Here is a 24,519-nt window from a genome sequence, read left to right as displayed (position 1 = left end):
TTATGCCCCCATAAACAACGGGAATTTGCTATTGCGGGAGTCGCCTTTTAAGGTCATTCGACCTTCCCGCATCGAGCGCAGCCCATGTCACTTACTCTGGTTATCGGCGACAAAACCTATTCGTCCTGGTCGCTGCGTGCGGCGCTGGCCTTGGAACTGACCGGCGTGCCCTATGCCGAGCAGCTGATTACCCTGAACCGCGCCGATACTCGCGCGCGAATTCTGCAGCACTCGCCGACCGGCAAGGTACCGTTGCTGCTCTGTGATGATGGCGCGATCTGGGACTCTCTGGCGATTGGCGAATACCTTGCCGAATGTTTTCCCGCTGCTCAGCTATGGCCACAGGCGCGGGCCGCCCGTGCGCTGGCGCGCAGTGTCTGCGCCGAGATGCACAGCGGATTTGTCGCGCTGCGCAGCCACCTGCCGATGGACCTCAAACGCAATCAGGCGCTGACAGAAATACCGGCCGAGGCCGTGGCCGATATTCAGCGTATCTGCGCCCTGTGGGCTGAGTGCCGACAGCGCTTTGGTCAGGACGGAGGCTTCCTGTTTGGTCAGCCATGCCTGGCGGATGCCTACTTTGCCCCGGTGGCGGCGCGTCTGCGCAGCTATCAGGTGACGCTATCGGCAGAGGCTGCCGCCTATGTCGAAACCATCTATCAGTGGCCGGCGTTTCAGCGCTGGTACCAGGCTGCTCAGGAGGAACATCTGGCGTGAAGCGTATTCATGTAGCCGCCGCGGTCATCCGCGGTGTGGATGGGCAGATTCTGCTCGCCAAGCGCCCTGATGATAAGCATCAGGGCGGCCTATGGGAGTTTCCCGGTGGCAAGGTCGAGGCCAGCGAGACGGTGCAGGCAGCCCTGGCGCGTGAGCTGGAAGAGGAGCTGGGCATTCGCCCCAGGGCCACGCGCCCGCTAATTCAGGTGCGTCACGATTACCCGGACAAACAGGTGCTGCTGGATGTCTGGGAAGTCTCGGCTTATGTCGGTGAGCCCCATGGCGCCGAAGGCCAACCGCTGGCCTGGGTCAGCCCACGGCAGTTGGGCGACTATGAGTTTCCCGCCGCCAACCGCCCGATTGTCGCGGCCGCACGTTTACCCGAGCGTTATCTGATCACCCCGGAAGGGCGGAGCGGACCTGAGTTGCTACGCGGTATCCAGACCGCGCTGAAAAGTGGCATCCGTCTGCTGCAACTGCGCGCTCCGGCGATGTTCGATGCGCAGTACCGCGATATTGCTGTGGATGCCCTCGGCCTCTGCGCGGGCAAAGCGCAGTTGATGCTCAAGGGGCCACTGGAATGGCTGGGGGATTTTCCAGCAGCGGGCTGGCACCTGACGGCGCAACAGTTGCGCGAATTGAGCGCTGGTGGCCGACCGTTTCCGCCGCAGCGCTGGCTGGCGGCCTCCTGCCACAACGTGCAGGAGTTGCAACTGGCCACGCAGATGGGCGTGGATTTCATCACCCTGTCGCCCGTAGAAGCCACCCAGACTCATCCCGATGCACAGCCTCTGGGCTGGGCGCAGGTTGCCGAGCTGCTGCAGGGCTTTAATCAGCCGGCCTATTTGCTCGGCGGTGTTACCCCTGCTGACGTAGAACGGGCCTGGCAGGTTGGCGCTCAGGGCGTGGCGGGGATTCGCGCGTTCTGGCCGGAGTAGCTGCCACCTGCGGACAAAGGGCGTTATAGTCGCGCCCTTAAATGGTGCGTTACAGGTGAGCGGTTGAGGGTGCAAAGCATCAAAGCGTGGTTGAAAGGCTTCTGGCCGGCGCCCATGGCGGTCAGTCTGAGTGAGCGGACGTTGAGCTGCGTGGGCGCGGTGCTGGGACTGCTGTTCAGTGGCTGGCTTTGCCATGAGGTGCTCGGCAGTGCGAGCCCTTGGCTGATAGCACCTATGGGGGCGTCGGCGGTGCTGTTGTTTGCCGTGCCGGCCAGCCCATTGGCGCAGCCTTGGTCGATTCTCGGTGGCAACCTGATCTCCGCTCTAATTGGCGTGACCTGCGCCACTTGGTTTGGTCACGACGCCTGGGTGGCCGCGTTGGCCGGTGGCCTGGCGATTGCCGGAATGTTTGCCCTGCGCTGCCTGCACCCGCCGGGTGGGGCAGTGGCGCTGACGGCAGTGCTGGCCGGGCCGGAAGTGGCCCAGCTGGGCTATCACTTCGCCCTCTACCCGGTGGGGTTGAACTCGATCGGTCTGCTACTGATTGCGTTGCTGTTCAATAACGCCCTACGCCGACAGTACCCGCACCGCCCCCTTGAGCATGGCAACGTGCACAAGACTCGTGATCCGATTCCTCGTGATCGCCTGGGTTTCACCCCGGCGGATCTGGATGCAGTGCTCAAAGCGCGCGGCGAGTTGCTCGATATTTCCCGCGAAGACCTGGAAGATATTCTGCTGCAAACCGAGGCGCGGGCTTATCAGCGCCGTTTTGGCGAAGTGCGTTGCGGCGACATCATGTCCCGTGATGTGCAGACGCTGGTGGAGCACAGCAGCCTTGCCGAAGCGCGTTTGAGCCTGCATGAGCATCGGCTAAGCGCTATGCCGGTGCTTAACCCACAAGGCGAATTGCAGGGCATGCTGAGCCTACACGACCTGTTGCTGGCCGACGTCGATACGCAAACCGTCAGCCAATGTATGCAGCGCCAGGCACCGACCTGCCGCGCCGACTGGCCGGTGACCTACCTGCTGCAGATGCTTACCGATACCGACGTGCATCGGCTGCCCGTTGTGGATGAGCACCATCGCTTGCTGGGTATCGTCAGCCAGTCCGACCTGCTGGCAGCGCTGTTCCGTATGTCACTGCAGTGTCCCGCACCGGGCGCGGGTTAAACCTGGGCCTGGGTTATCCTGTGTGCTTCCGCTGTCTGGCTGTTGAGTGTGTTCATGCCTATTGAAGCCCGTTCCCCCTCGAATATGCGCCCCAGCACTCTGCACTTGCCGCGTGGCAGCTGGGCGACGGTGTTCGAGTGCCTGTGCGCGCATTTCCCGGCGATTGCGCCAGCGGTGTGGCAGGAGCGGATCGCCCGTGGTCGGGTGTTGGACGCTCAGGGGCAGCCGCTCGGCATGGCGGCGATTTATCGCGAAGGGCTCAAGGTGCACTACTTTCGTGAGGTGCCAGCGGAGACGCCGATTCCCTTCGAAGAAGCTCTGCTGTACGTCGATGAGCATTTGCTGGTGGCCGACAAGCCGCATTTTCTGCCGGTGATGCCGGCTGGCGAATACGTCGAGCAGACCCTGCAGGCACGCCTGGCCAAGCGCCTGGGCAATGCTGACCTGGTGCCGCTGCACCGGATTGATCGGCACACCGCCGGCCTGGTGCTGTTTTCCACCAATCGCCAGAGCCGTGCCCAATACCAGGCGCTGTTTCGCCTGCGGCAGATGGACAAGTGCTACGAGGCGCTGGCAGCGGCTTTGCCGCAGTTGGAGTTTCCGCTGCTGCGGGCGACGCGGCTGGAGGGCGCCGAGCCGTTCTTTCGTATGCAGGAAGTCGTCGGTGAGGCCAATACCGAAACGCGCATCGAAGTCGCCCAGCGTCTCGGCGAGCACTGGCTGTACCGGCTCTATCCGGTAACAGGCAAGAAGCATCAACTGCGCGTGCACCTGGCCGCGCTGGGCGCGCCGATCCTCAATGACCCGTTCTATCCCGAGGTCACCGATGCTCCCGATGCGCCGGATGACTACAGCAAGCCGTTAAAGCTGCTGGCCAAGCGCCTGAGTTTTATCGATCCGCTAACCGGTGAGCGGCGCACATTCGAAAGCCAGCTTAGTCTGCTCTGAATTCGTAGGGTGGATGGCGCTTTATCCATCCACCGACCCGTAATGGTGGAGAAAAACAACGTCATCCGCCCTACGCGGCTACACGATTAGCTTTGTGATTCTTTGGCAGCAGCCTGCCATAGCACTTCAGCGATCCCTTGGCGTTTGGCGATCAGCCGCGCAGCGACAAACAGCAGATCAGACAGTCGATTGACGTAGGCCAGGCCAACGCCGCGAATCGGCTCCACGGCGTTCAGGTGTTGGCAGCGCCGTTCGGCGCTGCGGGCCAGGCTGCGGCACATGTGGGCCTGGGCAATCAGGCGCGAGCCCCCGGGCAGGATAAAGTTTTCCAGCGGGCCGACTTCTTCGTTCCAGCGGTCGATGGCAGCTTCCAGTCGCTCGATTTCCGGAGCCTGCAGGGCCTGGTAATCGGGCATCGCCAGTTCGCCGCCGAGGTCGAACAGGCGGTGCTGACAAGGCGCGAGCACCTCGATGACTTCCGCAAGCCCAGGCCATCTACTTTGTTGTTCGGTAAGATCGGCCAGCAGCAGGCCGATATGGCTGTTTAGCGTATCCACCTCGCCAATAGCTTCCACTCGTGGGTGGTCCTTTCCGACTCTGCGGCCATCGGCCAGGCCGGTTTCGCCAGCGTCGCCGGTGCGCGTGTAGATTTTCGAAAGGCGGTAACCCATGTTCAAAGTCCTGTGTCAGGAGTGGCGATGGCCAGTGGTAGGCGCAGGGTGAAGCAGGTGCCTTGGCTGGCCTTGGACTGCACCTCCATCTGCCCTTTGTGATTGTTGGTGACGATGAAGTAGGAGACCGACAGGCCAAGCCCGGTGCCCTGGCCGACTTCCTTGGTGGTGAAGAACGGCTCGAAGATGCGCTTGCGTACGGGTTCGGGCATGCCGACGCCATTGTCCTCCACCTGGATTTCCGCCCAGGGCGGCGCCAGGCGTACGCGCAGGGTAATCTGCCCAGGCGTCGCGCTGCCATCGCGCTGGTGGATGGCCTGGGCCGCGTTTTTCAATAGGTTGAGCAGCACCTGCTCCAGCTCGTTGGCGGTGGCTGGTACGGTGGGCAGGTCGGCTTCGAACTCACGCTGGATGTTCAGGCTCTTGAAATCGAAGCTGTCGGTCAGGTCGAAGTCGTTGCTGGCGATTTCCACGGCCTGGTCGATCAATGCGGGTAGGTTGCAGGGTGCCAGTTGGCGGTCGCTGCGCCGGCTGAAATTAAGCATATGGCTGACAATCTTCGCTGCGCGACTGCCGGCTTGCTGGATGCCGTCGAGCAGGCGTGGAATCTCTCGGGCATTTAGGTAGCGGTCAATGTCTTCGAGGCAGATGCCGGCTTGCTCGGCTTGTTCACGGTTCTTTGCCAGCTCCGGCGATAGGCGCCTGCGGATGTTCTGCACGTTATGCAAGATGGCGCCCAGCGGGTTATTGATCTCGTGCGCCATGCCGGCGGCCAGACCGCCGACCGAGAGCATCTTCTCTGATTGCACCATCATCTCTTCCAGATTGAGGCGCTGGGTGATGTCGTCGATGCGTATCACCACACCGCGGCCGCTGCCGCCCGTCAGCGGGTAGAAGGTCAGGGCGAAGTGATGCGGTTGCTCGTTGCTACCCCAGGTGACCCGTTCGATCTTTTCCACCTGATGCTGCTCGACAGTGCGCCTTAGCTGCGGCAGGAAGGGCTTGAGCGGCGGGAAGGCGAGGAAGATCGGCTGGTTCAGAGCCTCGTCCAGGCGGGTGCCGGAGAGGCTGCTGGCCTCCTGGTTCCACTGGGTAACGTAGAGCTGCTCGTCGAGGGCTATCAGCGCCGAGGGCATGGAGTCGATGATGCTGTTGAGGTACTTCTGAAAGCCGGTGAGCTTCTTCTCGATCTTGCCCCGCACCTGCACTTCCAGCTCCAGCTTGCGGTTGGAGTGGCGGGTTTCTTCGGCCAGGTGATGGGCCTGGTCGAAGGCTTCCTGGGCATCGTCACGGGCACGTTTGAGCTGCTGCTCGCGGGCCTCGATGCGTACCAGCATGGTGTTGAAGGCCTCGGCCAAACTGCCAATCTCGTCGCGGTTGCCGCGGCGCGCGCGTAGGGCGTAGTTCTCTTCGCGCGTGACCTGGCGTGAGAGCTCTTCCAGGCGGCGGATCGGTCGGGTGATCAGGCGGCGCACCTGGCGCGAGACGATCAGCCAGAACAGTACGCTCAAGGCCAGAATCACCAGGCTGGCAGTTAGGGTGCCGGTGTAGAACACCCCCGGCAGCTCGCTGGAGGCTACCAGCAGCAGGTGGCCAGAGCTGCCCGTGGCTTGTGGCAATTCGACCAACTGGTTGATACGAAACTCGCTGTGACGCCAGGATTCGACTTCCTCGACACGCTGCGGCAGCTGCAGTTTGGTGCCGCGCTGTAGCTGCGCAAGGTTCAGACCCTCGGCGTCATAAATCACCGCAGCGCGTAGCGGTGCGTAGTCATCCAGGCGCCGCAGCAGCGCTTCGGCGGCAGTGGGGGAACTCAGTGCTTCCTTGCTCAGCGGCGGGCTGGCAATCAGCCTGCCGAGTGTATGCAAGGCCTGAGGCGCCACGCTTTCCTGAGAAATCCAGTAGGCCGCGCTGATAAAGGCTAGGTTGGCCACCAGCAATACGGTGGCGAGCAAGGCCAGCAGGGCGACCAGCAGCTTGCGGCCGACCGGTAGGTTTTCGAGGCTTTGACGCAGGGGCATGGCGGGCTGTCGCGGTGGCGGAAGTGCAGGCAGGTTAACGCGGGCCTCAGTGGCGGGGCAATCCGCGTGCATCAAGGTGGGCCAGCAGCTGGCCGTGCAGTGCCTGAAGATGTGGCAGCACCAATTGGTGACGTTGCGCAGCGTTGCAGGCGTAACCCAGCAGGTAGGCGATTTCCGTGCGACGGCCCTGGCTAACATCCTGGTGCATGGAAGAGTAATTGGAGGCGGTGGCCTGGATTACCCGTAGTACTTCGTTGTGCAAGTCCTCGGCGGCGGCGCTGTGGCCGCATGTATGCAGCAGTTCGCTCAGCTCGCTGCATAGGCAGGCGATCTGCGCTGGATGATCACGCAAGCCGCCATTGCGGCAATCATGCAGCACGGTCAGCGGGTTGATCGCACAGTTCAGCGCCAGCTTGCGCCATAGGCGGCTGAGGATATTCAGGCTCCAGTCATGGGCAATGCCGGCCTGGCGCAGGTCTGTCAGCCAGTTGGGCGATTGCAGGTCACGCGGGTCGCCGAGCCAGGTATGGCCATGGCCGGCAAACACCACCTGAAAATCCGCCTGGCGAAACGCGCCTTCGGTGCTGGAGGCAAAAATGCAGCGCGCCTGCGGTGCGACGCGGGCGACTTCGTCCTGGCTGCCCAGGCCGTTCTGTAGCAAGAGGATTTCGGCGCCAGATGCAAGGCGCGGGGCCAACTGGCTCACGGCGGCGGCGGCGTCATAGGCTTTACAGCTCAGTAGCAGGCGTTGGATCGGCTCGGAGTTATCCGCCGTTTGCGCTGGGATGGCGTAGTGCTGCGCCTGGCCCTGTTCAACCAGGGTCAGCCCGCCGGCCTGTTGGTAGCTGTGCAGGCGCGCTGAGTCGCGCAGGATCAGTTGCACTGGCAAACCCGCGCGCGCCAGGCGCGCCGCCCACAGGGTGCCGAGGCTGCCGGCACCGAGGATATGCCACATATGTTGTGCGGCTTATTGCGGCAAGGACAGGCGCAACGCAGTCACCAGTCCAGTGCTGTGCGATTCAGGCAATAGCCTGCTGGCGTGATCGGTGATCTGTTCCGGTGTGATGGGTAGGCCTTTGGCATCCAGACCAACCAGGCTGATCCCGGCTTTGAGGCTAATAAAGCCTTCGCTGGTCTTGAACGCTTTGAGGTTAATCCCTTCGTGCAGGCGCTTGAAACTGCTGGGCGAGCATTCGTGCAGGTCCGTTAGCAGGGTGATCAGGCCGAAGTGGTTTTCATCCAGGCGCACCAGTACATCCAGTGGCCGCACCAGCTGTTGCAGGCGTCGCGCCACGCCGGTGAGCAGTTCGTTATAGAAAGCATCGCCATATTGCTGGTGCAGCTCGGGCATGTCTTGCAGGCCGATCATCAAGTAGCACAGCGCGCCGCCGCGAGATTCGACCTGGCGCAGGCTGTCGAGCATCTTCTGGTGCAGGTAACGGTTATTGCCCAGGCCCGTAAGCGGGTCGATCAGGTTACGTTGCTCCAGGCTGGCAATGTTTTCGGTGAGCAGACGGTTTTCCTGCAACAGACGCTGCAAGGTGTTGCACAGGCGATCAGCGGCATAGACCCGCGGCACCAGTTGCTCGTTCATCGCCGCTTTGCTGATGAAATCATCGACGCCGCTATCGAAGGCTTCGCCCAGTACGTTTTCGCCTTCCTTGCCGGTGAGCAGGATGACGTAGGTGTAGTGGTGGGCCATTTCATCAAACTGGCGTACCTGCACGGTCAGCTCCAGGCCGTTCATCTCCGGCATCAGCCAGTCGGCAAGCAAGACGCTGGCGGGGCGTTGCTCGAGCAGGCTGATGGCTTCGGCCGCGCTGCTGGCAAAGCGTAAGTCTTGGTAGCCCGCCTGGCTCAGGGCGCGCCCGATCATGGCGCTGGAGAACTTGGCGTCATCGACGACCAAAATACTCAGGTGGGGGTTGGGCATGGGCAGGCTCGCTAGGGGGAAATCATGTGGGCCCGGTACATCGCCGGGCAGTGTGTGTTGCTACCGCTATATAATGGCCGGGTTTTTTTACCGTCAAGCCAGGTGTGCCCCATTCGTGATGCAGGGCGCGCCGTCTATCAGGAGTAAGCCCATGCCCTCGTTCGACGTGGTGTCCGAGTTGGACAAACATGAAGTTACCAACGCCATCGACAGCGCCATCAAAGAGCTGGACCGTCGTTATGACCTGCGCGGTAAAGGTAGCTTTGAGCTGAAAGAGCTGACTGTCAACCTGACAGCCGATGCGGATTTTCAGTTGGAGCAGATGGTTGAGATTCTCAAGCTCTGCCTGGTCAAGCGCAAGATCGATGTGCAGTGCCTAGAGTTCAAGGACGCCTATGCGTCGGGTAAGAGCGTCAAGCAGGAAGTCATTCTGCGTGAAGGCATTGAAAAGGACTTGGCGAAGAAGATCGTCGCACACGTCAAGGACAGCAAGCTCAAGGTGCAGGCCGCCATTCAGGGTGAGCAGGTGCGTATCACTGGCAAGAAGCGCGATGACCTGCAGGAGGCCATCGCCGCCCTGCGTGGCAAAGACTTCGGCATGCCGCTGCAGTTCAATAACTTCCGCGATTAAGGTGTGAGCCTTGTGCCGCTCAGTCGGCGCAACGGGGTGATGCAGTAACGCCACGGCTGGCCGTGGCGTTTTATTTTCAAAGGTTTACAAGGATTAGCAGATGGACATGAACATCGAACAATTAGTGGAAATGTCAGAGGCCTGGATGCCGGTCCTGCTGGAATACGGCGGTAAGCTGACACTGGCCTTGATCACACTGCTGATTGGTTGGTGGCTGGTTGGCAGGCTGACGTCGAGCATTGGCCGCTTGCTCAATTTGCGTCAGGTCGACCGGGTGTTGAGCAGTTTTATCTGCAGCCTGGTCAGTATTGTGCTGAGGGTTTTGTTGCTGATCAGCGTTGCCTCGATGATCGGCGTGGAAACGACTTCATTTATCGCCGTGATTGGTGCCGCCGGCTTGGCCATCGGTCTCGCGTTGCAGGGAAGTCTGGCAAATTTCGCCGGTGGCGTGCTGATCATGCTGTTTCGCCCGTTTCGCGCCGGCGACTGGATCGAGGCTCAAGGCGTATCGGGTAGCGTCGACAGCATTCAGATTTTCCATACCACGCTAAAAACCGCTGACAACAAAGTGGTGATCGTGCCCAACGGCAGCCTGTCGAATGGTCATATCACTAACTACTCGCGTGAAACCATGCGGCGCGCCGATATCAATCTGGGTATCGATTACTCGAGTGATATCAAGCAGGCTCGTGAGGTCTTGCTGGACATCGCCAAAGACCCGCGCGTGCACCAGGAGCCGGCTCCGGTGGTGTTTGTTACTGGCTTGGGTGACAGTGCGATCAATCTGTCACTGCGGGTCTGGGTAGCTACACCGGATTTCTGGCCTGTCACCTTCGCCTTTACCGAACTGGCCAAGGAGCGTTTAAGCGAGGCGGGTATCGGTATTCCATTCCCGCAGCGGGTGGTGCATCTCGTGCAACAACCCTCTGCGTGACAGAGCGGTATTAGTGGCTGGTCGCGTTATAGAGCGTTTTGAGCGTGCGGCCCATCGCCAGTTGGTAGTGGCCGATCAGGTTTTGCCAATCGGCCTGATCCCAGGGTGAGTGGCGCCGCAACTGCAGCATGTCGTGCAAAGCGGCCTGCTTGCGGGTTAGGCGCCTGCGGCATTTCTCCAAGTCGAGCAATGCCACCTCGCAAGTCAGTGTCTGACCTTCACCGCTGACGCGCACAAAAATATGTTTGATATAGATGCAGCCATGTTGCCAGCGCGCGCTATGCAGGCTGGCCAGGCTTTGCGCCACTTTCTGCAGCAATTGCTGATGCAGAGTTTCGCCGTACTGCTCACGGCCGTTACCTGCGTACCAGTCATCAAGGGGCTGAAAGCCTTCCAATGCCTTGGTCACTAGCAGCGCACGCCAGCCTTGGGTGTTGTGCTCGGCGGCGCAATAGACAATTTCCGGGACGGTTACGCCTGCTTTGCGGGCACCCAGCAGCGCATCTCGCTCGCGCAGCACCGTAGGGCGGCCAAAAGGATGCAGCAGGCTGCGGTGGATATGCCCCGTTTGACGCTTGGCATAGAGCAGCGTGTCGTCCTTCCTGATGCGTTGGACGCCACTCTGTCCGCCGCGACGATCATTGGGCTCTTCGACCCATTCGCCCTGGATCTGCCACCAGCTATCGAGGCTGGCCGGGCTAAAGAAACTGCTGACGTTACTGAATGCTACGGTCATGGTCTGCCCTTTTGTGAATATCACAATAGAGCAAGACTCTTGCCAGTTTGTTCAGTCAGGCTGCTGGGCGGTACTTGCCGAGGTGACATCGTTCGCCAGAGGCCGCTCGCGCCGCCATTGCAGAAGGATCAGGATCAGCGTCGGAATGCCCAGCAAGGCGGTGATCAGAAAGAACTGGGCGTAGCCGTAATTTTCCACCATCACCCCAGAGTATCCGCCGATCAGGCGTGGCAGCAGCAGCATGATGGAGCTAAGCAGGGCGTACTGGGTGGCGGAGAATTTCAGGTTGGTCAGGCTCGACAAGTAGGCGACAAATGCGGCAGTAGCGAGGCCCGCGCTGAAGTTGTCGGCGGAAATGGTCACGATCAACATCTGCAGATCCGCGCCCATGCCGGTGAGCATAAGGAACAGCAGGTTGGTCGCGGCCGAGGCGGCGCCACCGATAAGCAGGATCGGCATAATGCCGAAACGCACAATCAGCAGCCCACCGAAGCCTGCGCCAATCAAGGTCATCACCAGGCCGAACAGCTTGCTGACGCTGGCGATCTGATCCTTGGTAAAGCCCTGGTCGATATAGAACACGTTGGCCATCACGCCCATCACGGTGTCTGACATGCGGTAGGTGGCGATCAGCCCCAGCAGCAGGAAGGCCTGCCAGCGGTAGCGCACGATAAAGTCATTGACCGGAGTCAGTACCGGCGCCAGGCCGCGGCGACCCATGGTGGAGAGACATAGGCTGGTGAGGATGGTGTAGAGCAGGGCGCGCAGGAAGGCGCGGTCTTCCAGCAGCAGGTCAAGCAGGCTTGCTTCACCGTTGACCAGGCTGGCGAAGTCGGTGTGGTAGAACTGGGTAAACATCGCCGGCACTGAGACCAGCAAAACAATCAGTACCAATACCGAAACAATTTGATGGCTGAAACCATAACGAGCAGCGTCCAGCTGGGTACGCAACGGCACATCCGGCTCGCGCATCCATAGGCTGGTCAGCAGGCCGGGCAGCATCAGCAGGGCGAACAACAGGTAAGTGCCGGCCCAGGCACCGTGCTGATAGAGCAGCGCAGTGGAGCCAAAGCCTTCGGCGAAATACAGGGCACCGGCGGTAGCCAGGAGGGCAGCGACGCGGTAGCCCGCCATATAGCTGGCGGCGAGGGCCGCCTGGCGGGTGTCGTCGACGATTTCCAGACGGTAGGCATCGACGGCGATGTCCTGAGTGGCCGAGGCGAAAGCCACCAGCACGGCCAGGGAAATCAGCCAGGTCAGATGGGTTTGCGGGTCACACAGGGCCATGCCGGCCAGGCCGATGGCGATCAGGATCTGCGACAGCACCAACCAGGAGCGTCGGCGGCCCAGCTTGCCGAGCAGCGGTAGGCGCCACTGGTCGAGCAGTGGCGACCACACCCACTTAAAGGCATAGGCCAGGCCGATCAGGCTGGCAAAGCCAATGGTGTCGCGCGCAACGCCGGCTTCGCGCAACCAGACAGAAAGCGTGGAGAACACCAGCATATAGGGCAGGCCAGCGGCGAACCCTAAAAGGAGCAGCACCAATGTTGAGGGGCTGGAGTAGGCAGCAATGGCGTCACGCCAGCTTTTACGGGGCATTGAAGGGGTATCAGCCTGAGTTTGACCTAATAAAGGGCGCACTCTAACCGCTGTGCTCCATTGGGCGCCAGCCATAGCGGGCTATATCCACCCGATCGTTATGGATTTGCACGCCTTCCTCACGCAGACGACTGCGTTGCTCGGCGCCGGAGAGGCTGCCCGCAGGCAAACTGAGCCGCCCGCCTGCGGCAATTACCCGGTGCCAGGGCAGGGTGCTGCCGTCCGGCAGTTGGCTGAGGGTGCGCCCGACCCAGCGTGCGGCACGGCCTAAACCGGCGTATGCGGCCAGCTGGCCATAGCTCACCACGCGCCCCGCAGGCACCTGAGCCAGCACGCCATAAAGTACTGTGCGGCGTTCCCCTTGGCTTGCTGTCGGTATGCTCGGCGCGGCATGCTGCGGCACCTGTCCTGGCTCGCTATCTGGCTCTCCGATCATGCTGCTACGCACCCTGCTGTGTTCTCTGGTTCTTGCTCTGGCCGTGCCTGCATGGGCGGACACGGTGTGGTTGAACAATGGTGACCGCCTGAGCGGCGAGATAGTTCTGCTTGATGGCAGCAAGCTGGCCTTGAAAACCAAGTACGCCGGCCAGGTGCTGATTGCCTGGAAGGATATCGACACCCTGCGTTCGGAGAAACCTTTGTTGATGCGCCGCCAAGGTCTCGATAGCGAGCACAGTAACCGGCTGGAAGCGGCCGGCAAGGGCATGGTCCGGGTCGTCAATGACAGCACGCAGACCGTGCCGCTTTCCAGCATTACACGCCTGATTCCGCCGCGGCCGGTGCTGCAGGACCGCATTTGGGAAGGCAATCTCGACGCCAAGCTGGATATGGAACGCAACGAGGATGAAACCGACGAGTGGAAGCTCAAGGGCAATACACGTATCGAGCATGGACGTTGGCGGCATGTGCTGGCCGGCGAGCTGGAGCGCGAGACCAAAAATGGCAACAAGATCGATGACAACTGGCAGCTGGAATACGATCTTGACCGCTTTCTCACGGACCACTGGTTCTGGCGAACCGGTGTTGAGCAGCAGGAAGACGAGTTTGAGCAGGTTAACCGCCAGCGTATCGTCGGCACTGGGCCGGGGTATCGCTTCTGGGACAATGAATTGGGCCGTTTTGAACTGATCAGCCAATACAATCGCGTGCGTTTCGAAACCGCGCAGGCTGACCTTGAGTTCGACACCTACTCCCTGGCGTGGGATTACAAGCGCCTGCTCTGGGGGACGCGGCTGGAGTTCTACACCAATGCCGAGTTGCAACTGCCGGCGATTGAGGAAATTGACTACGCCCTCGACAGCGAAATGGGCCTGCGTTACCGCCTGAATGACTGGGCGCGGCTGTCGCTGTTGTATGAGTTGGATCAGGTGCGCGGGCTAGGACAAACCATCAGCGAGCGGCGCTATCTCTTGGGACTTGGCGTGGGTTGGTAAGGGTGTGTGGTCGCGCTGGCTGAACTCGCGGTGATTCTGTCGGTCACTGCTTGCTCTGGCGTCGTGCTTACGGATAATGCGCGACCTTTCGCGAATCCGAAGTAGACAAGCTATCCCTATGTTTTCCAGAACTCTGCTATGCCTGGCCATTTCAGTGGCTGCCACCTCCGCGCTGGCGGATACCGTCTGGCTGAAGAACGGTGACCGCCTGACCGGCAAGATCAAATTCTATGATGGCGGCAAACTGCTGCTGGAGACCGACTACGGCGGTGCGATTGCCCTTGATTGGAGCAAGATTGCGACCTTGGAAAGCGATCAGGAGCTGTTGGTCAAGGAGAGCGCAATTGCGGGCGAGCGCGCCAAATCCCTGCAGCCGGCCGATCCGGGTAAGGTAATCCTGGCTAATGGAGATGCGCCCAAGACGGTCGAGCTGGCCAGCATCAAACAGATTCTCAAGCCCAAACCCTTGGTCGAAGATTTTCTTTGGAAAGGCAATATTGATGCGTCGTTGGATTACAAGCGTGCCGAGCGTGACACCGACGACTATGACGTCAGCCTCAAAACCCAGGCTCGCCATGGCCTATGGCGACACAACGCGCAAGCCGATTACAACCGCGAGTTCCAAGATGACCTAGTCACCACGGATAACTGGGGTGTGGAATATGCCCTCGACCGTTTTCTGACCGAACATTGGTTCTGGCAGGGGCGCCTGGAATACAAGCGCGACAAGATTGAGGACCTGCGCCGTCAGCGCACCGTGGGTACCGGTCCGGGTTATCAGTTTTGGGATAACGAACTGGGCGCCTTCTCTGTGGCCGGTCTGATCAACCGCACTGACTATGAATATGCCAATGGTCTGAACGACAACTTTTATGCCGTGAGCATGAAGTGGGACTACAACCGTTACTTGATTGGCAAGAGTGTCGAACTGTTCAGCGATGGTGAGGTGGGTAAGCCGCTGGCCAACGCGGCGGACTACACCCTGGACGCCGCTGTGGGCCTGCGTTACAAGCTGACCGACTGGGCGTCGCTGAACATGAAGGCCGAGAAGGACCTGGTCAGCGGCTCGGAAGGCGAGCTGGACGAGACCCGTTATAGCCTGGGGTTTGGCGTCGGCTGGTAAGCGTTTGGCCGTCGATCTGCTGCGCGTCGGCCCTGCTGCGTTAAAAACAGGCTCGGAATGCTCATGTACAACAGTACACTCCGCTTTCTCGCCTGTTTTTGCCTTGCAGGTCTCTAGCTCGCTAGATCTTGAAAAATTAAGAGCAAAAAAAGCCCCGCATTGCGGGGCTTTTTGTTTGCAGCGTGTCGATCTAGCCGATCAGAGACGCAGACCGCCATCCAGCTCCAGAACGCGACCGGTGTAGTAGTCGTTTTCCAGGATATAGGCCACCGAGTGAGCGATCTCGGCTGGTTTGCCCATGCGGCGCAGCGGGATGACCGAGGTCATGCGCTCCAGCGCCTCGGGCTTCATGCTGGCAACCATTTCGGTTTCGATAAAGCCCGGCGCCACGCCCGCAACGCGGATGCCGTAGCGCGCCAGTTCCTTGGCCCAGACCACGGTGTCAGCGGCCACGCCAGCCTTGGCGGCGGAGTAGTTGGCCTGGCCGATATTGCCCGCGCGGGAGATGGAGGAGATGTTGATGATCGCGCCTTCGTTCTTCAGTTCGATCATCTTCGCCGCGACTTCACGGGTGCAGAGGAATACGCCGGTCAGGTTGACGTCGATCACCGATTGCCACTGGGCCAGGCTCAGTTTGGTGATTTCGCCGTCCTTGACCTTGATGGTCAGCCCGTCACGCAGGATGCCGGCATTGTTGACTAGGCCGTTGATTGCGCCGAAGTCTTCGGCAATCTGTGCCACGGTTTGGGTCACTTGCTCTTCATTGGCGACGTTGCACAGGTAAGCGCGGGCTTCTACGCCCATGGCCTTGCAAGCGGCCACGGCTTCGTCGAGTTTTTCCTGGTTCAGGTCGACCAGTGCCAGCTTGGCGCCTTTGTCTGCCAGGTACTCAGCCATGGCGCGGCCCAGGCCCTGACAGCCGCCGGTAATGATGATGACCTTGTCTTTAAGTTGCATCGCGTGTCCCCTCAAATGGTGTCGTGTGGCCCTGCCGGCGGTTAATCTAGGCGCCTCCCGTTCTGTGACGGATTTTGTGCAAGGAGTCATAAGGTGAGCGTGAAAGCCGGCAAGCATGCCCGAGAATTGCTGCTCAAGGAATACCGCGGCGTGCTCAGCACCCATTCCAAGGCCATGCCGGGTTTCCCTTTCGGATCAGTGGTGCCCTATTGCCTGGATGCTGAGGGCTACCCGCTGATTCTGATCAGTCGCATCGCCCAGCACACCCATAACCTCAAGCAGGACGGCAAATGCTCGCTGTTGGTGGGCGAGCGTGGCGCGGAGGATGTGCAGGCGGTCGGCCGCCTTACTTTGCTCGCGCACGCGCGACAATTGGATGACGAGGTGCAGATCACTGCGGCGGCGCAGCGCTATTACCGCTATTTCCCTGACTCACGCGGTTATCACCAGGCCCATGACTTCGACTTCTGGCGCCTGGAGCCGGTACGCTGGCGCTATATCGGTGGGTTTGGTGCGATCCACTGGCTGGATCAGGTGGCCCTGGCCAACCCCTTTGCTGGCGAAAGTGAAAACAGCATGCTCGAACATATGAACAGCGATCATGCCAACGCCATTGCCCACTATGTCGAACTGACCGGTTTGCCTGCTCATGCGCCAGCCGAGCTGGTCGGCATAGACAGCGAAGGGTTTCATCTGCGCATTGGCCAGAGCCTGTATTGGTTGGCCTTTCCAACATCCTGTAACAGTCCTCTGGAGGTGCGCCAGGCCCTGGTGGCACTGGCCCGCGCCGACGGCTGGCCTACCGGTGATCAGACTTCAGCTTGAATTCAGTTCAACACCCCATACTTCAGTCTCATAGGAAGCTGATCTTCCGTTAAGGACCCTTTGATGCGTGCATTTCTGTTTCTGTTTTTGCTGTTTCCGTTCATTGAGCTGGCTCTGCTGATTCAGGTGGGCAGCGCCATCGGCGTATTGCCGACCCTGTTGCTGGTCATCGGCACTGCCATCCTCGGCAGCGTTTTGCTGCGTGTCGCGGGTGTTGCCACGGCCTGGCGTGCGCGGGAAAAGCTTTCCCGCGGTGAGTTGCCCGAACAGGAAATGCTCGAAGGCCTGCTGATTGCCGTGGGTGGTGGTCTGCTGTTGCTCCCTGGCTTTATCAGCGACATCTTTGGTGTGTTCTGCCTGATCCCCTTCACCCGCCGCCTACTGGTTAACAAAGTACGCCTGCGTGCCGCCGAACAGGCCATGCGTCAGCGCGCCTTTTTCGACGACCAGGCCGCGCGCTCCGGGCAAGTCCGCCCCAATGTGCTGGAAGGCGAATACGAACGCCGCGATTGAACCTGGCCGCACCTACAGGCCTCGTTTTGGCAGCGTTGATCGCAAAAATAATCATCCTCTGCCCTTGAAATCCTCTTGTGCGCCCTTATGTAGCGGTCACCGCAAGGTTTTCTGTCGTCAGACAGATTCAGACTTCAGCGTTGCGCCTGGCGCAACGCAACCGGCCTCGCCGGATTTTGCTAACCCGCCGGTGAATACACCGGCCGAAAAACCACCTATTGGGAGAGATCGACAATGAAGCTTCGTCCTCTGCATGACCGCGTCGTAATCCGTCGCAGCGAAGAAGAAAAGAAAACCGCAGGCGGCATCGTGCTGCCAGGTTCCGCTGCCGAGAAAGCCAACAGCGGTGAAATCCTCGCTGTCGGTACCGGCCGCGTGCTGGACAACGGTGAAGTGCGCGCCCTGGCCGTCAAAGTCGGCGACAAAGTGGTGTTTGGCCCTTACTCCGGCAGCAACACCGTGAAAGTTGACGGTGAAGACCTGCTGGTAATGAGCGAGAGCGAAATCCTCGCTGTCGTTGAAGGTTGATTTCAGCGCCCCGTCGCTACGAATTCCGCTCTATTTGAACGAATTAAGGAATAACCATCATGGCTGCTAAAGAAGTTAAATTCGGCGATTCCGCCCGCAAGAAAATGCTCACTGGTGTCAACGTTCTGGCTGACGCGGTAAAAGCGACCCTCGGCCCAAAAGGCCGTAACGTGATCATCGAGAAGAGCTACGGTGCTCCGACCATCACCAAAGACGGCGTTTCCGTTGCCAAAGAAATCGAGCTGAAAGATCGCTTCGAGAACATGGGCGCTCAGCTGGTTAAAGACGTTGCTTCGCGCGCTAACGATGACGCAGGCGACGGCACCACCACTGCGACCGTTCTGGCTCAAGCCATCGTCAACGAAGGCCTGAAAGCCGTCGCTGCTGGCATGAACCCAATGGACCTCAAGCGCGGCATCGACAAGGCGACTATCGCCATTGTTGCCGAGCTGAAGAACCTGTCCAAGCCTTGCGCTGACACTAAAGCCATCGCTCAGGTCGGTTCGATCTCCGCCAACTCCGACACCTCCATCGGCGAAATCATTGCCGAAGCTATGGAAAAAGTCGGTAAAGAAGGCGTGATCACCGTTGAAGAAGGTTCGGGCCTGGAAAACGAACTGTCGGTTGTTGAAGGCATGCAGTTCGACCGTGGCTACCTGTCCCCATACTTCATCAACAAGCCGGACACCATGGTTGCCGAGCTCGACGCTCCGGCGATCCTGCTGGTCGACAAGAAGATCTCCAATATTCGCGAACTGCTGCCAGTTCTCGAAGCTGTGGCCAAGTCCGGTCGTCCGCTGCTGATCGTGGCCGAAGACGTTGAAGGCGAAGCCCTGGCGACTCTGGTTGTGAACAACATGCGCGGTATCGTTAAAGTCGCTGCCGTCAAGGCGCCAGGCTTTGGTGACCGTCGCAAGGCCATGCTGCAGGACATCGCTGTGCTGACTGGCGGTACCGTGATCTCTGAAGAGATCGGCCTGAGCCTGGAAAGCGCTACCCTGGAGCACCTGGGTAACGCTAAGCGCGTGATCCTCAGCAAAGAGAACACCACCATCATCGACGGTGCAGGCGTTCAAGCGGATATCGAGTCGCGCGTACTGCAGATTCGTAAGCAGATCGAAGACACCTCGTCCGACTACGACAAAGAGAAGCTGCAAGAGCGTCTGGCCAAACTGGCTGGCGGTGTTGCCGTAATCAAGGTCGGTGCTGGTACCGAAGTTGAAATGAAAGAGAAGAAAGCCCGCGTTGACGACGCCCTGCACGCGACCCGCGCAGCCGTTGAAGAAGGCGTGGTACCTGGCGGTGGCGTGGCTCTGGTACGCGCTCTGCAGGCCATAAGTGAGCTGAAAGGCGACAACGCCGATCAGGACGTGGGTATCGCTCTGCTGCGTCGTGCTGTTGAAGCACCGCTGCGTCAGATCGTTTCCAACGCTGGCGGCGAGCCAAGCGTAGTGGTCGACAAGGTCAAGCAGGGTTCGGGTAACTACGGCTTCAACGCCGCAACCGACACCTACGGCGACATGATCGAGATGGGTATTCTCGATCCGGCCAAGGTTACTCGTTCGGCGCTGCAAGCTGCAGCTTCGATCGGCAGCCTGATGATCACCACCGAAGCAATGATCGCTGAAGTGGCTGAAGACAAGCCTGCTGGCGGCGGTATGCCGGACATGGGCGGCATGGGTGGCATGGGCGGCATGATGTAAGCCAGCCTGGCCCCTCGCAGGCCGCCGCCCGGCGGCTTGCACGCTGTAAAGAAAACCCCGTGCCTGTCACGGGGTTTTCATTTTTCTCGGTTATAACAGTCCCTCGCGGCAAAGCGGTACGCCAATTGCTTTGTGTGATGCGCGCTCCCGGACTGGAGCCTGTCAATTTGCGCTGTGCTGCTGGTCAGCATTGCCGCCTCCGTGTTTTGACCTCACCTGGATGTGCTCTAGCATGCCGCTTTTGCCGTGTGGCTGGGGGTTGTACCGGTTACGGTTTCGCCTGCGGCTGTTTTAAGACCGCAGGTTCTATGTCGCACCATGCTGATGCAGTTGGGCAATTAGGTGACTTCTAGATTGTTACCCTCAGGTGTATGCACGCGCCCACCAATCCTTGGTTTGTTCGAGGATGGAACCATTGGTGCGAATGTGGTTCGAAGCCTGGCCGCTAAATGGCTTGCTTGTGGATCAGGATGATCTGGATGGAGTTGTCGGCAGAGTCCGGCAGTAACGACCGCTGGTCGCAAAGCGCGACGCTGCGGTATCAGTGATCTAGGGTCTATAAACAGCGTTTGGCAGCGCTATCAAGAGGTTGCAGTGATGAAGCTAGAAATCGCACGAGGTTTATTCTTGGTGACCGCGCTCAGCGTGGTCTCGCTCGCAGCGGCTGCCTGGCAGGAGGCCAGCCCTCAGGTCATCACCCTTAACGAGCAGTTGGGTTATTGCCCATTACCGCGGCAGGAACGAACGGCCGAGATCGTGCGCCCGGATCATGATTTGTTGCTGCTGATGTTCAGCCTGTCCCAGGGGGCAGGTGTGCAAGGTTAATCTTCTTTAATTCTTACTGACGCACATAAAAAAGCCCTGCAATGCAGGGCTTTTTTATGTGGTGCTGAGGCTGTCAGTGGGCGTTAGCCGGCTTATTGGGAGCGTCGGGTTGTGCCAGCAGGCTGTATACGCAGGGCAGCACGAACAGGGTAAACAGCGTACCAATCGACATCCCGGTGGCGATCACCAGCCCGATATCGAAACGGCTCACTGCGCCGGCGCCGGTTGCCAGAATCAACGGCACCATGCCAAACACCATAGCAGCGGTCGTCATCAGCACCGGACGCAGGCGAATTGCCGCCGCTTCTTCGACCGCCTCACGGCGTGACAGGCCTTTCTCGCGGCGCAGCTGGTTGGCGAACTCGACAATCAGAATGCCGTGTTTGGTGATCAGGCCAATCAGTGTCACCAGGCCCACCTGGGTGTAGATGTTCATGCTCGACAGGCCAAGGAACAGCGGAATCAAGGCGCCACAGATCGACAGCGGCACCGTGATCATGATCACCAGCGGGTCGCGGAAACTCTCGAATTGCGCCGCCAGCACCAGGAAGATTAGCGCCAGGGCTAGGCCGAAAGTGATGTACAGCGCGTTGCCTTCCTGCACCAGTTGGCGCGACGCACCGGCGAAGTCGTAGGCGTAACCTGCTGGCGCTTCCTCCCGCATGATCTGCGTCACCGTCTCGACGGCTTCACCCATGCTGACGATTGGCACGCCCTGGATGATCGCCGAGTTGAGCTGCTGGAACTGGTTGAGCTGGGTCGGCCGCGCGCGGTCGCTGACCTTGACCAGGGTCGACAGTGCGAGCATCGCACCGCTTTCGCTTTTCACGTAGTAGCTGCCCAGCCACTCCGGATTGTCGCGGTAGGCGCGCTCGACCTGGGCAATCACCTTGTAGCTGCGCCCGTCGATGGTGAAACGGTTGATTTCACCTTCACCGAGCAGGCTGGCCAGGGTCAGACCGAGGTCTTCCATGGATACGCCCATTTGCGCGGCTTTCTCGCGGTCGATTTCCACCACCACTTCCGGTTTGTCGAAGGCCAGGTCAACATCGAGGAAGGCAAATTTTCCTGACTCCACGGCCCGTTTCTTGACCTTCTCAGCCACCTGCAGCAGTGACTGATAGTCATTAGGCGTGTTGATCACAAACTGGAACGGCAGGCCCTCACCGGTGCCCGGCAGGGACGGCAGGTTGAAGCCGAAGATCTGCAGGCCGGCGATCTGCGACAGGCGACCCTGTACCTCCGGCAGAATCTCCATCTGCGTGCGCTCGCGCTCGTTCCACGGCGTCATCAGAAAGCCGCCGATACCCGACTGCACACCGTTAAAGCCGTTGATCTGGAACGAGGAGTAGTACTCGGGGAACTCCTTGAAGATGGTCACGAACTCATCGGTGTACTTGTTCAGGTATTCCAGGTTGGTCGGTTGCGGTGCGCTGGCCATCATAAAGATGATGCCCTGATCTTCTTCCGGGGCCAGTTCGCTTTTGGTGAACTTGAGCAGCACCGGGATCAGGCACATGACGATTACCGCAAACACCAGCACCACCGGACGGGTATCCAGGGTTCCATGCAGGGCGCGCTGATAGCGTTGCTTGAGATTGTCGAAGATCTGATCGAGCTTGTGCGCCAGGCCCGACGGATTCTCTTCATGACGCAGCAGCTTGGCGCACATCATCGGCGACAGGGTCAGCGCGACGATGCCAGAGATGATCACCGCGCCGGCCAGGGTCAGGGCAAATTCCTTGAATAGCGCGCCGGTAAGGCCTTCCAGGAAGCCGATAGGCGCGTACACCGCCGCCAGGGTGATGGTCATCGACACCACCGGTACGGCGATCTCGCGCGCGCCCTCGATGGCTGCATCGAACGGCGTTTTGCCTTCCTCGATATGCCGGTGGATGTTCTCCACCACGACGATGGCGTCGTCCACCACCAGACCGATGGCCAACACCATGGCCAGCAGAGTTAGCAGATTGATCGAGTAGCCCATCAGCTGCATAAAGAACATCACGCCGATCATCGACAGCGGGATGGTGATCACCGGGATCAGCACCGAGCGGAACGCGCCGAGGAACAGGAACACCACCACGATGACGATCAGCACTGCTTCGCCGAGGGTCTTCACCACTTCGTCGATCGAGGCCTGGATAAACAGCGTGGCGTCATAGGCGATGGAGACTTTCAGGTTCGGCGGCAGCTGCGCTTCCAGGTCCGGCAAAACCTTGCGCACTTCCTTGATCACGTCCAGCGGGTTGGCCCCCGGCGTGCCCTTGATGGCGATGTACACCGAGGGTGTGCCATCGAAGGAGCTGATCGAGTCGTAGCTTTCCGCACCCATTTCCACCCGCGCCACATCGCGGATCAGCACGCGGCTGTCGCCCACGGTCTTCAGCGGGATGGCAGCGAAGGCCTCGGCCGACTTCAGGTCGGTTTCGGCGTTGATGCTGGTGACCACGTATTCGCCTTTTACTTCACCCGCAGCTGCGAGGAAGTTGTATTTGCGCACCGCGTCATTCACATCGCTGGCGGTCACGCCATAAGCACCCATCTTCACCGGGTCGAGCCACAGGCGCATGGCAAACACTTGATTGCCGAGAATCTCGGCCTCAGCCATGCCGGGCAGGGTGGCCAGCTTGGGCTGGATCACCCGCGACAGGTAGTCGGTAATCTGCGGGTTGCTCAGCTCCTGGCTGTAGAAGCTGATGTACATCAGCGCCGTGGAGTCGGCGGCCTCCTTGCTCAGCACCGGGTCTTCGGCGTCCTGCGGCAGCTGGTTCTTCACCTCGTTGGCCTTGGCCAGCAGTTCGGTGAACAAGCGGTCGCTGTTCGCGCCGATACGCGCATAGATCGAAATGATCGACACGTTCTGCCGGCTCACCGAGGTCATGTAGTCGATGCCGTCGGCGCTGGCCAGGCTCTGCTGCAGCGGCTGGGTGATATAGCCCTGGATGGTTTCGGCATTGGCCCCGGGGTAGGCCGTGGTCACCGTGATCAGGGCGTTTTCCATCTGCGGGTATTGGCGGATGGTCAGTTTGCTGAATGCCTGGAAGCCAAGCAGGATGATCAACAGACTGACCACAGTCGCCAATACCGGGCGACGGATAAAGGGATCAGTAAAAGCCATAAATATATTCCTTTACGCCTGCGCGTTTACTCGGCGCTCGGCTTGGCCTGGGCATTGGCGATGCTGACGTGGGCGCCGCTATCCAGCTTCAGCTGGCCGGCGGACACCACCTGCTCACCGGCCTGCAGACCTTTGTTAATCACCACTTGGCCGTCGCGGCGCTCACCGGTTTCGACAAAGCGGCGTTCGACTACCAGCTCGGCCTGGTCTTTGTCGTCTTTGACCGGCTGGCCTTCGTCAGCTTTTTTCTCGCCGATCACGTATACCGAGTTGCCATACAGGGTGTAGGTGATGGCGGTTTCCGGGACGACAATCAGGTTCTGCTCGCCGGGCAACAGCACTTCCAGGTTGGCGAACATGCCGGGCAGCAGTTTGTTGTCCGAGTTGACCAGCATGGCGCGCACCTGCACGTTGCGGGTGGTGTCTTCGACCTTGGGGTTGATCGCAACGATTTCGCCCTCGAACACCTCGTTCGGGTAAGCCGCCACGCTGAAACGCACACGCTCGCCGATGGCCAGTTTGGGCACCGCCTGTTCTGGCAGGAAGAAGTCGACGTAGAGCTTGCTCAGGTCCTGCAGGGTGGCGATGGTGGTGCCCGAGGATAGGTAGTCCCCGACGTCGACCTGACGGATGCCGATGGTGCCGGCAAACGGTGCATTGATGCGCTTCTTCGCCAACATGGCTTTCAGTTGAGCAACGCTGGCGTTGGCCTTTTGCAGGCTGGCGGACAGGCGGTCAAACTCGCTTTTCGAAATGCTCTGGCGGTTGACCAGGCTGCGGCCGCGCTCGAATTCGACGCGGGCTAGGCCCAGTTCAGCTTCGGCGGTGGCCAGGCTGGCCTGTTCAACGTCGCTGTTCATCTGAATCAGCGGTTGCTGCGGGGTGACCTGCTCGCCAGAGCGGAACAGCACCTGTTGTACGGTGCCGCCGACCTCCACGGTCAGGTCAACGCCCTGGAAAGCCTTGAGCGTACCGATGGCTGGCAGGCGACCCTGCCACGGGCGTTCTTCTGCCGTTGCGGCATCGACGCTGATGGCGGGCTGCGGTGCCGAGAACATCTGCACTTGTTGGTAGATGGAAAAGCCTTTGTAGGCGGCGAGGGCGAGTACCACGACGAGTACTGCGCCGAGCATGATCAGCATGCGGCGGAGCAACATATTCCGGTTCCTTGGCAAGGCGGTTGAATAGCCTGG

The 24,519-nt window shown here is 60.1% G+C and carries 22 protein-coding genes and 1 pseudogene; 13 read left to right on the top strand and 10 right to left on the bottom strand.

The genetic code is table 11. The features are described 5' to 3' along the window. Positions 1-84 precede the first annotated feature (84 nt). The 4 genes from AACY25_RS05170 (at position 85) to AACY25_RS05155 (ending at position 3,773) form a co-directional block, all read left to right on the top strand. The gene (locus tag AACY25_RS05170) at positions 85-717 is read left to right on the top strand and encodes a glutathione S-transferase family protein (protein WP_339522936.1); all 633 of its coding nucleotides are present in this window, start codon (positions 85-87) and stop codon (positions 715-717) included. Further along, positions 714-1,655 carry a Nudix family hydrolase gene (locus AACY25_RS05165; RefSeq protein WP_339522934.1) on the top strand — a complete coding sequence of 314 codons (942 nt, stop codon included), beginning with the start codon at positions 714-716 and terminating at the stop codon, positions 1,653-1,655. Before AACY25_RS05170 ends, AACY25_RS05165 begins: the two co-directional genes overlap by 4 nt. 114 nt (positions 1,656-1,769) lie before the next feature. Continuing rightward, complete coding sequence (locus AACY25_RS05160) at positions 1,770-2,825, top strand: HPP family protein (RefSeq protein WP_339522932.1); 1,056 nt, start codon at positions 1,770-1,772, stop codon at positions 2,823-2,825. A 54-nt stretch (positions 2,826-2,879) separates the two neighbouring features. Continuing rightward, positions 2,880-3,773, top strand: a complete 894-nt coding sequence (locus AACY25_RS05155; RefSeq protein WP_339522931.1) for a pseudouridine synthase — start codon at positions 2,880-2,882, stop codon at positions 3,771-3,773. 86 nt (positions 3,774-3,859) lie between these two features. Here the strand turns inward: AACY25_RS05155 and AACY25_RS05150 are convergent, their stop codons facing one another. The 4 genes and pseudogenes from AACY25_RS05150 to AACY25_RS05135 all read right to left on the bottom strand — a co-directional run. Next, entirely contained in the window at positions 3,860-4,444 is a 585-nt protein-coding gene (locus AACY25_RS05150) for a cob(I)yrinic acid a,c-diamide adenosyltransferase (protein ID WP_339522930.1), read from the bottom strand. A gap of 2 nt (positions 4,445-4,446) precedes the next feature. Beyond that, positions 4,447-6,465 (bottom strand): sensor histidine kinase, encoded by a 2,019-nt coding sequence (locus AACY25_RS05145; protein ID WP_339522929.1) that lies wholly within the window; start codon positions 6,463-6,465, stop codon positions 4,447-4,449. Positions 6,466-6,511: 46 nt separating this feature from the next. After that, positions 6,512-7,420 carry a putative 2-dehydropantoate 2-reductase gene (locus AACY25_RS05140; protein WP_339522927.1) on the bottom strand — a complete coding sequence of 303 codons (909 nt, stop codon included), beginning with the start codon at positions 7,418-7,420 and terminating at the stop codon, positions 6,512-6,514. A gap of 110 nt (positions 7,421-7,530) precedes the next feature. Next, positions 7,531-8,449: pseudogene (locus AACY25_RS05135) on the bottom strand (response regulator); the annotation flags it as partial. Between the two features lie 100 nt (positions 8,450-8,549). On the opposite strand from AACY25_RS05135, the gene AACY25_RS05130 reads away from it, so the two are divergent. Together AACY25_RS05130 and AACY25_RS05125 are read left to right on the top strand one after the other, a co-directional pair. Further along, the gene (locus AACY25_RS05130) at positions 8,550-9,029 is read left to right on the top strand and encodes a YajQ family cyclic di-GMP-binding protein (protein ID WP_339522923.1); all 480 of its coding nucleotides are present in this window, start codon (positions 8,550-8,552) and stop codon (positions 9,027-9,029) included. A gap of 100 nt (positions 9,030-9,129) precedes the next feature. Beyond that, the gene (locus AACY25_RS05125) at positions 9,130-9,963 is read left to right on the top strand and encodes a mechanosensitive ion channel family protein (RefSeq protein ID WP_339522921.1); all 834 of its coding nucleotides are present in this window, start codon (positions 9,130-9,132) and stop codon (positions 9,961-9,963) included. A gap of 10 nt (positions 9,964-9,973) precedes the next feature. On the opposite strand, the gene AACY25_RS05120 is transcribed toward AACY25_RS05125, so the two are convergent. Genes AACY25_RS05120 through AACY25_RS05110 form a run of 3 tightly spaced genes read right to left on the bottom strand, consistent with a single transcriptional unit; the run spans position 9,974 to position 12,734 of the window. Beyond that, complete coding sequence (locus tag AACY25_RS05120; protein WP_339522920.1) at positions 9,974-10,699, bottom strand: lipopolysaccharide kinase InaA family protein; 726 nt, start codon at positions 10,697-10,699, stop codon at positions 9,974-9,976. 51 nt (positions 10,700-10,750) lie between these two features. Next, positions 10,751-12,298, bottom strand: a complete 1,548-nt coding sequence (locus AACY25_RS05115; protein WP_339522919.1) for an AmpG family muropeptide MFS transporter — start codon at positions 12,296-12,298, stop codon at positions 10,751-10,753. 43 nt (positions 12,299-12,341) lie between these two features. Then, positions 12,342-12,734, bottom strand: a complete 393-nt coding sequence (locus AACY25_RS05110) for an MGMT family protein (RefSeq protein WP_339522918.1) — start codon at positions 12,732-12,734, stop codon at positions 12,342-12,344. Here AACY25_RS05110 and AACY25_RS05105 point away from each other — a divergent pair. After that, positions 12,733-13,731 (top strand): DUF481 domain-containing protein, encoded by a 999-nt coding sequence (locus AACY25_RS05105; protein ID WP_339522917.1) that lies wholly within the window; start codon positions 12,733-12,735, stop codon positions 13,729-13,731. The genes AACY25_RS05110 and AACY25_RS05105 overlap by 2 nt on opposite strands. A 118-nt stretch (positions 13,732-13,849) precedes the next feature. Next, positions 13,850-14,854 (top strand): DUF481 domain-containing protein, encoded by a 1,005-nt coding sequence (locus AACY25_RS05100; protein WP_339522916.1) that lies wholly within the window; start codon positions 13,850-13,852, stop codon positions 14,852-14,854. A gap of 198 nt (positions 14,855-15,052) precedes the next feature. Here AACY25_RS05100 and AACY25_RS05095 read toward each other — a convergent pair whose 3' ends face one another. After that, on the bottom strand, positions 15,053-15,811 hold the full coding sequence (locus AACY25_RS05095; protein WP_339522914.1) for an SDR family oxidoreductase: 759 nt from the start codon (positions 15,809-15,811) through the stop codon (positions 15,053-15,055). A gap of 93 nt (positions 15,812-15,904) precedes the next feature. On the opposite strand from AACY25_RS05095, the gene AACY25_RS05090 reads away from it, so the two are divergent. The 5 genes from AACY25_RS05090 (at position 15,905) to AACY25_RS05070 (ending at position 20,205) form a co-directional block, all read left to right on the top strand. Further along, positions 15,905-16,636 carry a HugZ family pyridoxamine 5'-phosphate oxidase gene (locus AACY25_RS05090; protein WP_339522912.1) on the top strand — a complete coding sequence of 244 codons (732 nt, stop codon included), beginning with the start codon at positions 15,905-15,907 and terminating at the stop codon, positions 16,634-16,636. A 63-nt stretch (positions 16,637-16,699) separates the two neighbouring features. After that, positions 16,700-17,149 carry an FxsA family protein gene (locus AACY25_RS05085; protein WP_339522910.1) on the top strand — a complete coding sequence of 150 codons (450 nt, stop codon included), beginning with the start codon at positions 16,700-16,702 and terminating at the stop codon, positions 17,147-17,149. Between the two features lie 234 nt (positions 17,150-17,383). Further along, positions 17,384-17,677 carry a co-chaperone GroES gene (locus tag AACY25_RS05080; protein WP_296132517.1) on the top strand — a complete coding sequence of 98 codons (294 nt, stop codon included), beginning with the start codon at positions 17,384-17,386 and terminating at the stop codon, positions 17,675-17,677. 59 nt (positions 17,678-17,736) lie between these two features. After that, positions 17,737-19,380, top strand: coding sequence for a chaperonin GroEL (gene groL / locus AACY25_RS05075; RefSeq protein WP_339522907.1), 1,644 nt, complete (start codon positions 17,737-17,739; stop codon positions 19,378-19,380). A 597-nt stretch (positions 19,381-19,977) separates the two neighbouring features. Continuing rightward, entirely contained in the window at positions 19,978-20,205 is a 228-nt protein-coding gene (locus AACY25_RS05070; RefSeq protein WP_339523836.1) for a hypothetical protein, read from the top strand. Positions 20,206-20,278: 73 nt separating this feature from the next. Here the strand turns inward: AACY25_RS05070 and AACY25_RS05065 are convergent, their stop codons facing one another. Both AACY25_RS05065 and AACY25_RS05060 read right to left on the bottom strand, forming a co-directional pair. Then, complete coding sequence (locus AACY25_RS05065) at positions 20,279-23,326, bottom strand: multidrug efflux RND transporter permease subunit (protein WP_339522906.1); 3,048 nt, start codon at positions 23,324-23,326, stop codon at positions 20,279-20,281. A 26-nt stretch (positions 23,327-23,352) separates the two neighbouring features. Then, complete coding sequence (locus tag AACY25_RS05060; protein WP_339522905.1) at positions 23,353-24,483, bottom strand: efflux RND transporter periplasmic adaptor subunit; 1,131 nt, start codon at positions 24,481-24,483, stop codon at positions 23,353-23,355. Positions 24,484-24,519 lie beyond the last annotated feature (36 nt).

It is taken from the genome of Pseudomonas sp. EA_35y_Pfl2_R111, from assembly GCF_963970955.1.
In the GTDB taxonomy this organism is placed as follows: Bacteria; Pseudomonadota; Gammaproteobacteria; order Pseudomonadales; family Pseudomonadaceae; genus Aquipseudomonas.
Note: the sequence above shows the minus strand (reverse complement) of the source record. Positions and strands in the feature narration are given on the sequence as shown.

Excerpts from the sequence above, each read along its gene's own strand:
- AACY25_RS05120 (WP_339522920.1), bottom strand. The coding sequence starts at position 10,699 with ATGACCGTAGCATTCAGTAACGTCAGCAGTTTCTTTAGCCCGGCCAGC.
- AACY25_RS05095 (WP_339522914.1), bottom strand. The coding sequence starts at position 15,811 with ATGCAACTTAAAGACAAGGTCATCATCATTACCGGCGGCTGTCAGGGC.
- AACY25_RS05110 (WP_339522918.1), bottom strand. The coding sequence starts at position 12,734 with ATGATCGGAGAGCCAGATAGCGAGCCAGGACAGGTGCCGCAGCATGCC.
- AACY25_RS05100 (WP_339522916.1), top strand. The coding sequence starts at position 13,850 with ATGTTTTCCAGAACTCTGCTATGCCTGGCCATTTCAGTGGCTGCCACC.
- AACY25_RS05145 (WP_339522929.1), bottom strand. The coding sequence starts at position 6,465 with ATGCCCCTGCGTCAAAGCCTCGAAAACCTACCGGTCGGCCGCAAGCTG.
- AACY25_RS05080 (WP_296132517.1), top strand. The coding sequence starts at position 17,384 with ATGAAGCTTCGTCCTCTGCATGACCGCGTCGTAATCCGTCGCAGCGAA.
- AACY25_RS05140 (WP_339522927.1), bottom strand. The coding sequence starts at position 7,420 with ATGTGGCATATCCTCGGTGCCGGCAGCCTCGGCACCCTGTGGGCGGCG.
- AACY25_RS05065 (WP_339522906.1), bottom strand. The coding sequence starts at position 23,326 with ATGGCTTTTACTGATCCCTTTATCCGTCGCCCGGTATTGGCGACTGTG.
- AACY25_RS05150 (WP_339522930.1), bottom strand. The coding sequence starts at position 4,444 with ATGGGTTACCGCCTTTCGAAAATCTACACGCGCACCGGCGACGCTGGC.
- AACY25_RS05115 (WP_339522919.1), bottom strand. The coding sequence starts at position 12,298 with ATGCCCCGTAAAAGCTGGCGTGACGCCATTGCTGCCTACTCCAGCCCC.
- AACY25_RS05060 (WP_339522905.1), bottom strand. The coding sequence starts at position 24,483 with ATGTTGCTCCGCCGCATGCTGATCATGCTCGGCGCAGTACTCGTCGTG.
- groL (WP_339522907.1), top strand. The coding sequence starts at position 17,737 with ATGGCTGCTAAAGAAGTTAAATTCGGCGATTCCGCCCGCAAGAAAATG.
- AACY25_RS05160 (WP_339522932.1), top strand. The coding sequence starts at position 1,770 with ATGGCGGTCAGTCTGAGTGAGCGGACGTTGAGCTGCGTGGGCGCGGTG.
- AACY25_RS05170 (WP_339522936.1), top strand. The coding sequence starts at position 85 with ATGTCACTTACTCTGGTTATCGGCGACAAAACCTATTCGTCCTGGTCG.
- AACY25_RS05125 (WP_339522921.1), top strand. The coding sequence starts at position 9,130 with ATGGACATGAACATCGAACAATTAGTGGAAATGTCAGAGGCCTGGATG.
- AACY25_RS05155 (WP_339522931.1), top strand. The coding sequence starts at position 2,880 with ATGCCTATTGAAGCCCGTTCCCCCTCGAATATGCGCCCCAGCACTCTG.
- AACY25_RS05085 (WP_339522910.1), top strand. The coding sequence starts at position 16,700 with ATGCGTGCATTTCTGTTTCTGTTTTTGCTGTTTCCGTTCATTGAGCTG.
- AACY25_RS05070 (WP_339523836.1), top strand. The coding sequence starts at position 19,978 with ATGAAGCTAGAAATCGCACGAGGTTTATTCTTGGTGACCGCGCTCAGC.
- AACY25_RS05130 (WP_339522923.1), top strand. The coding sequence starts at position 8,550 with ATGCCCTCGTTCGACGTGGTGTCCGAGTTGGACAAACATGAAGTTACC.
- AACY25_RS05105 (WP_339522917.1), top strand. The coding sequence starts at position 12,733 with ATGCTGCTACGCACCCTGCTGTGTTCTCTGGTTCTTGCTCTGGCCGTG.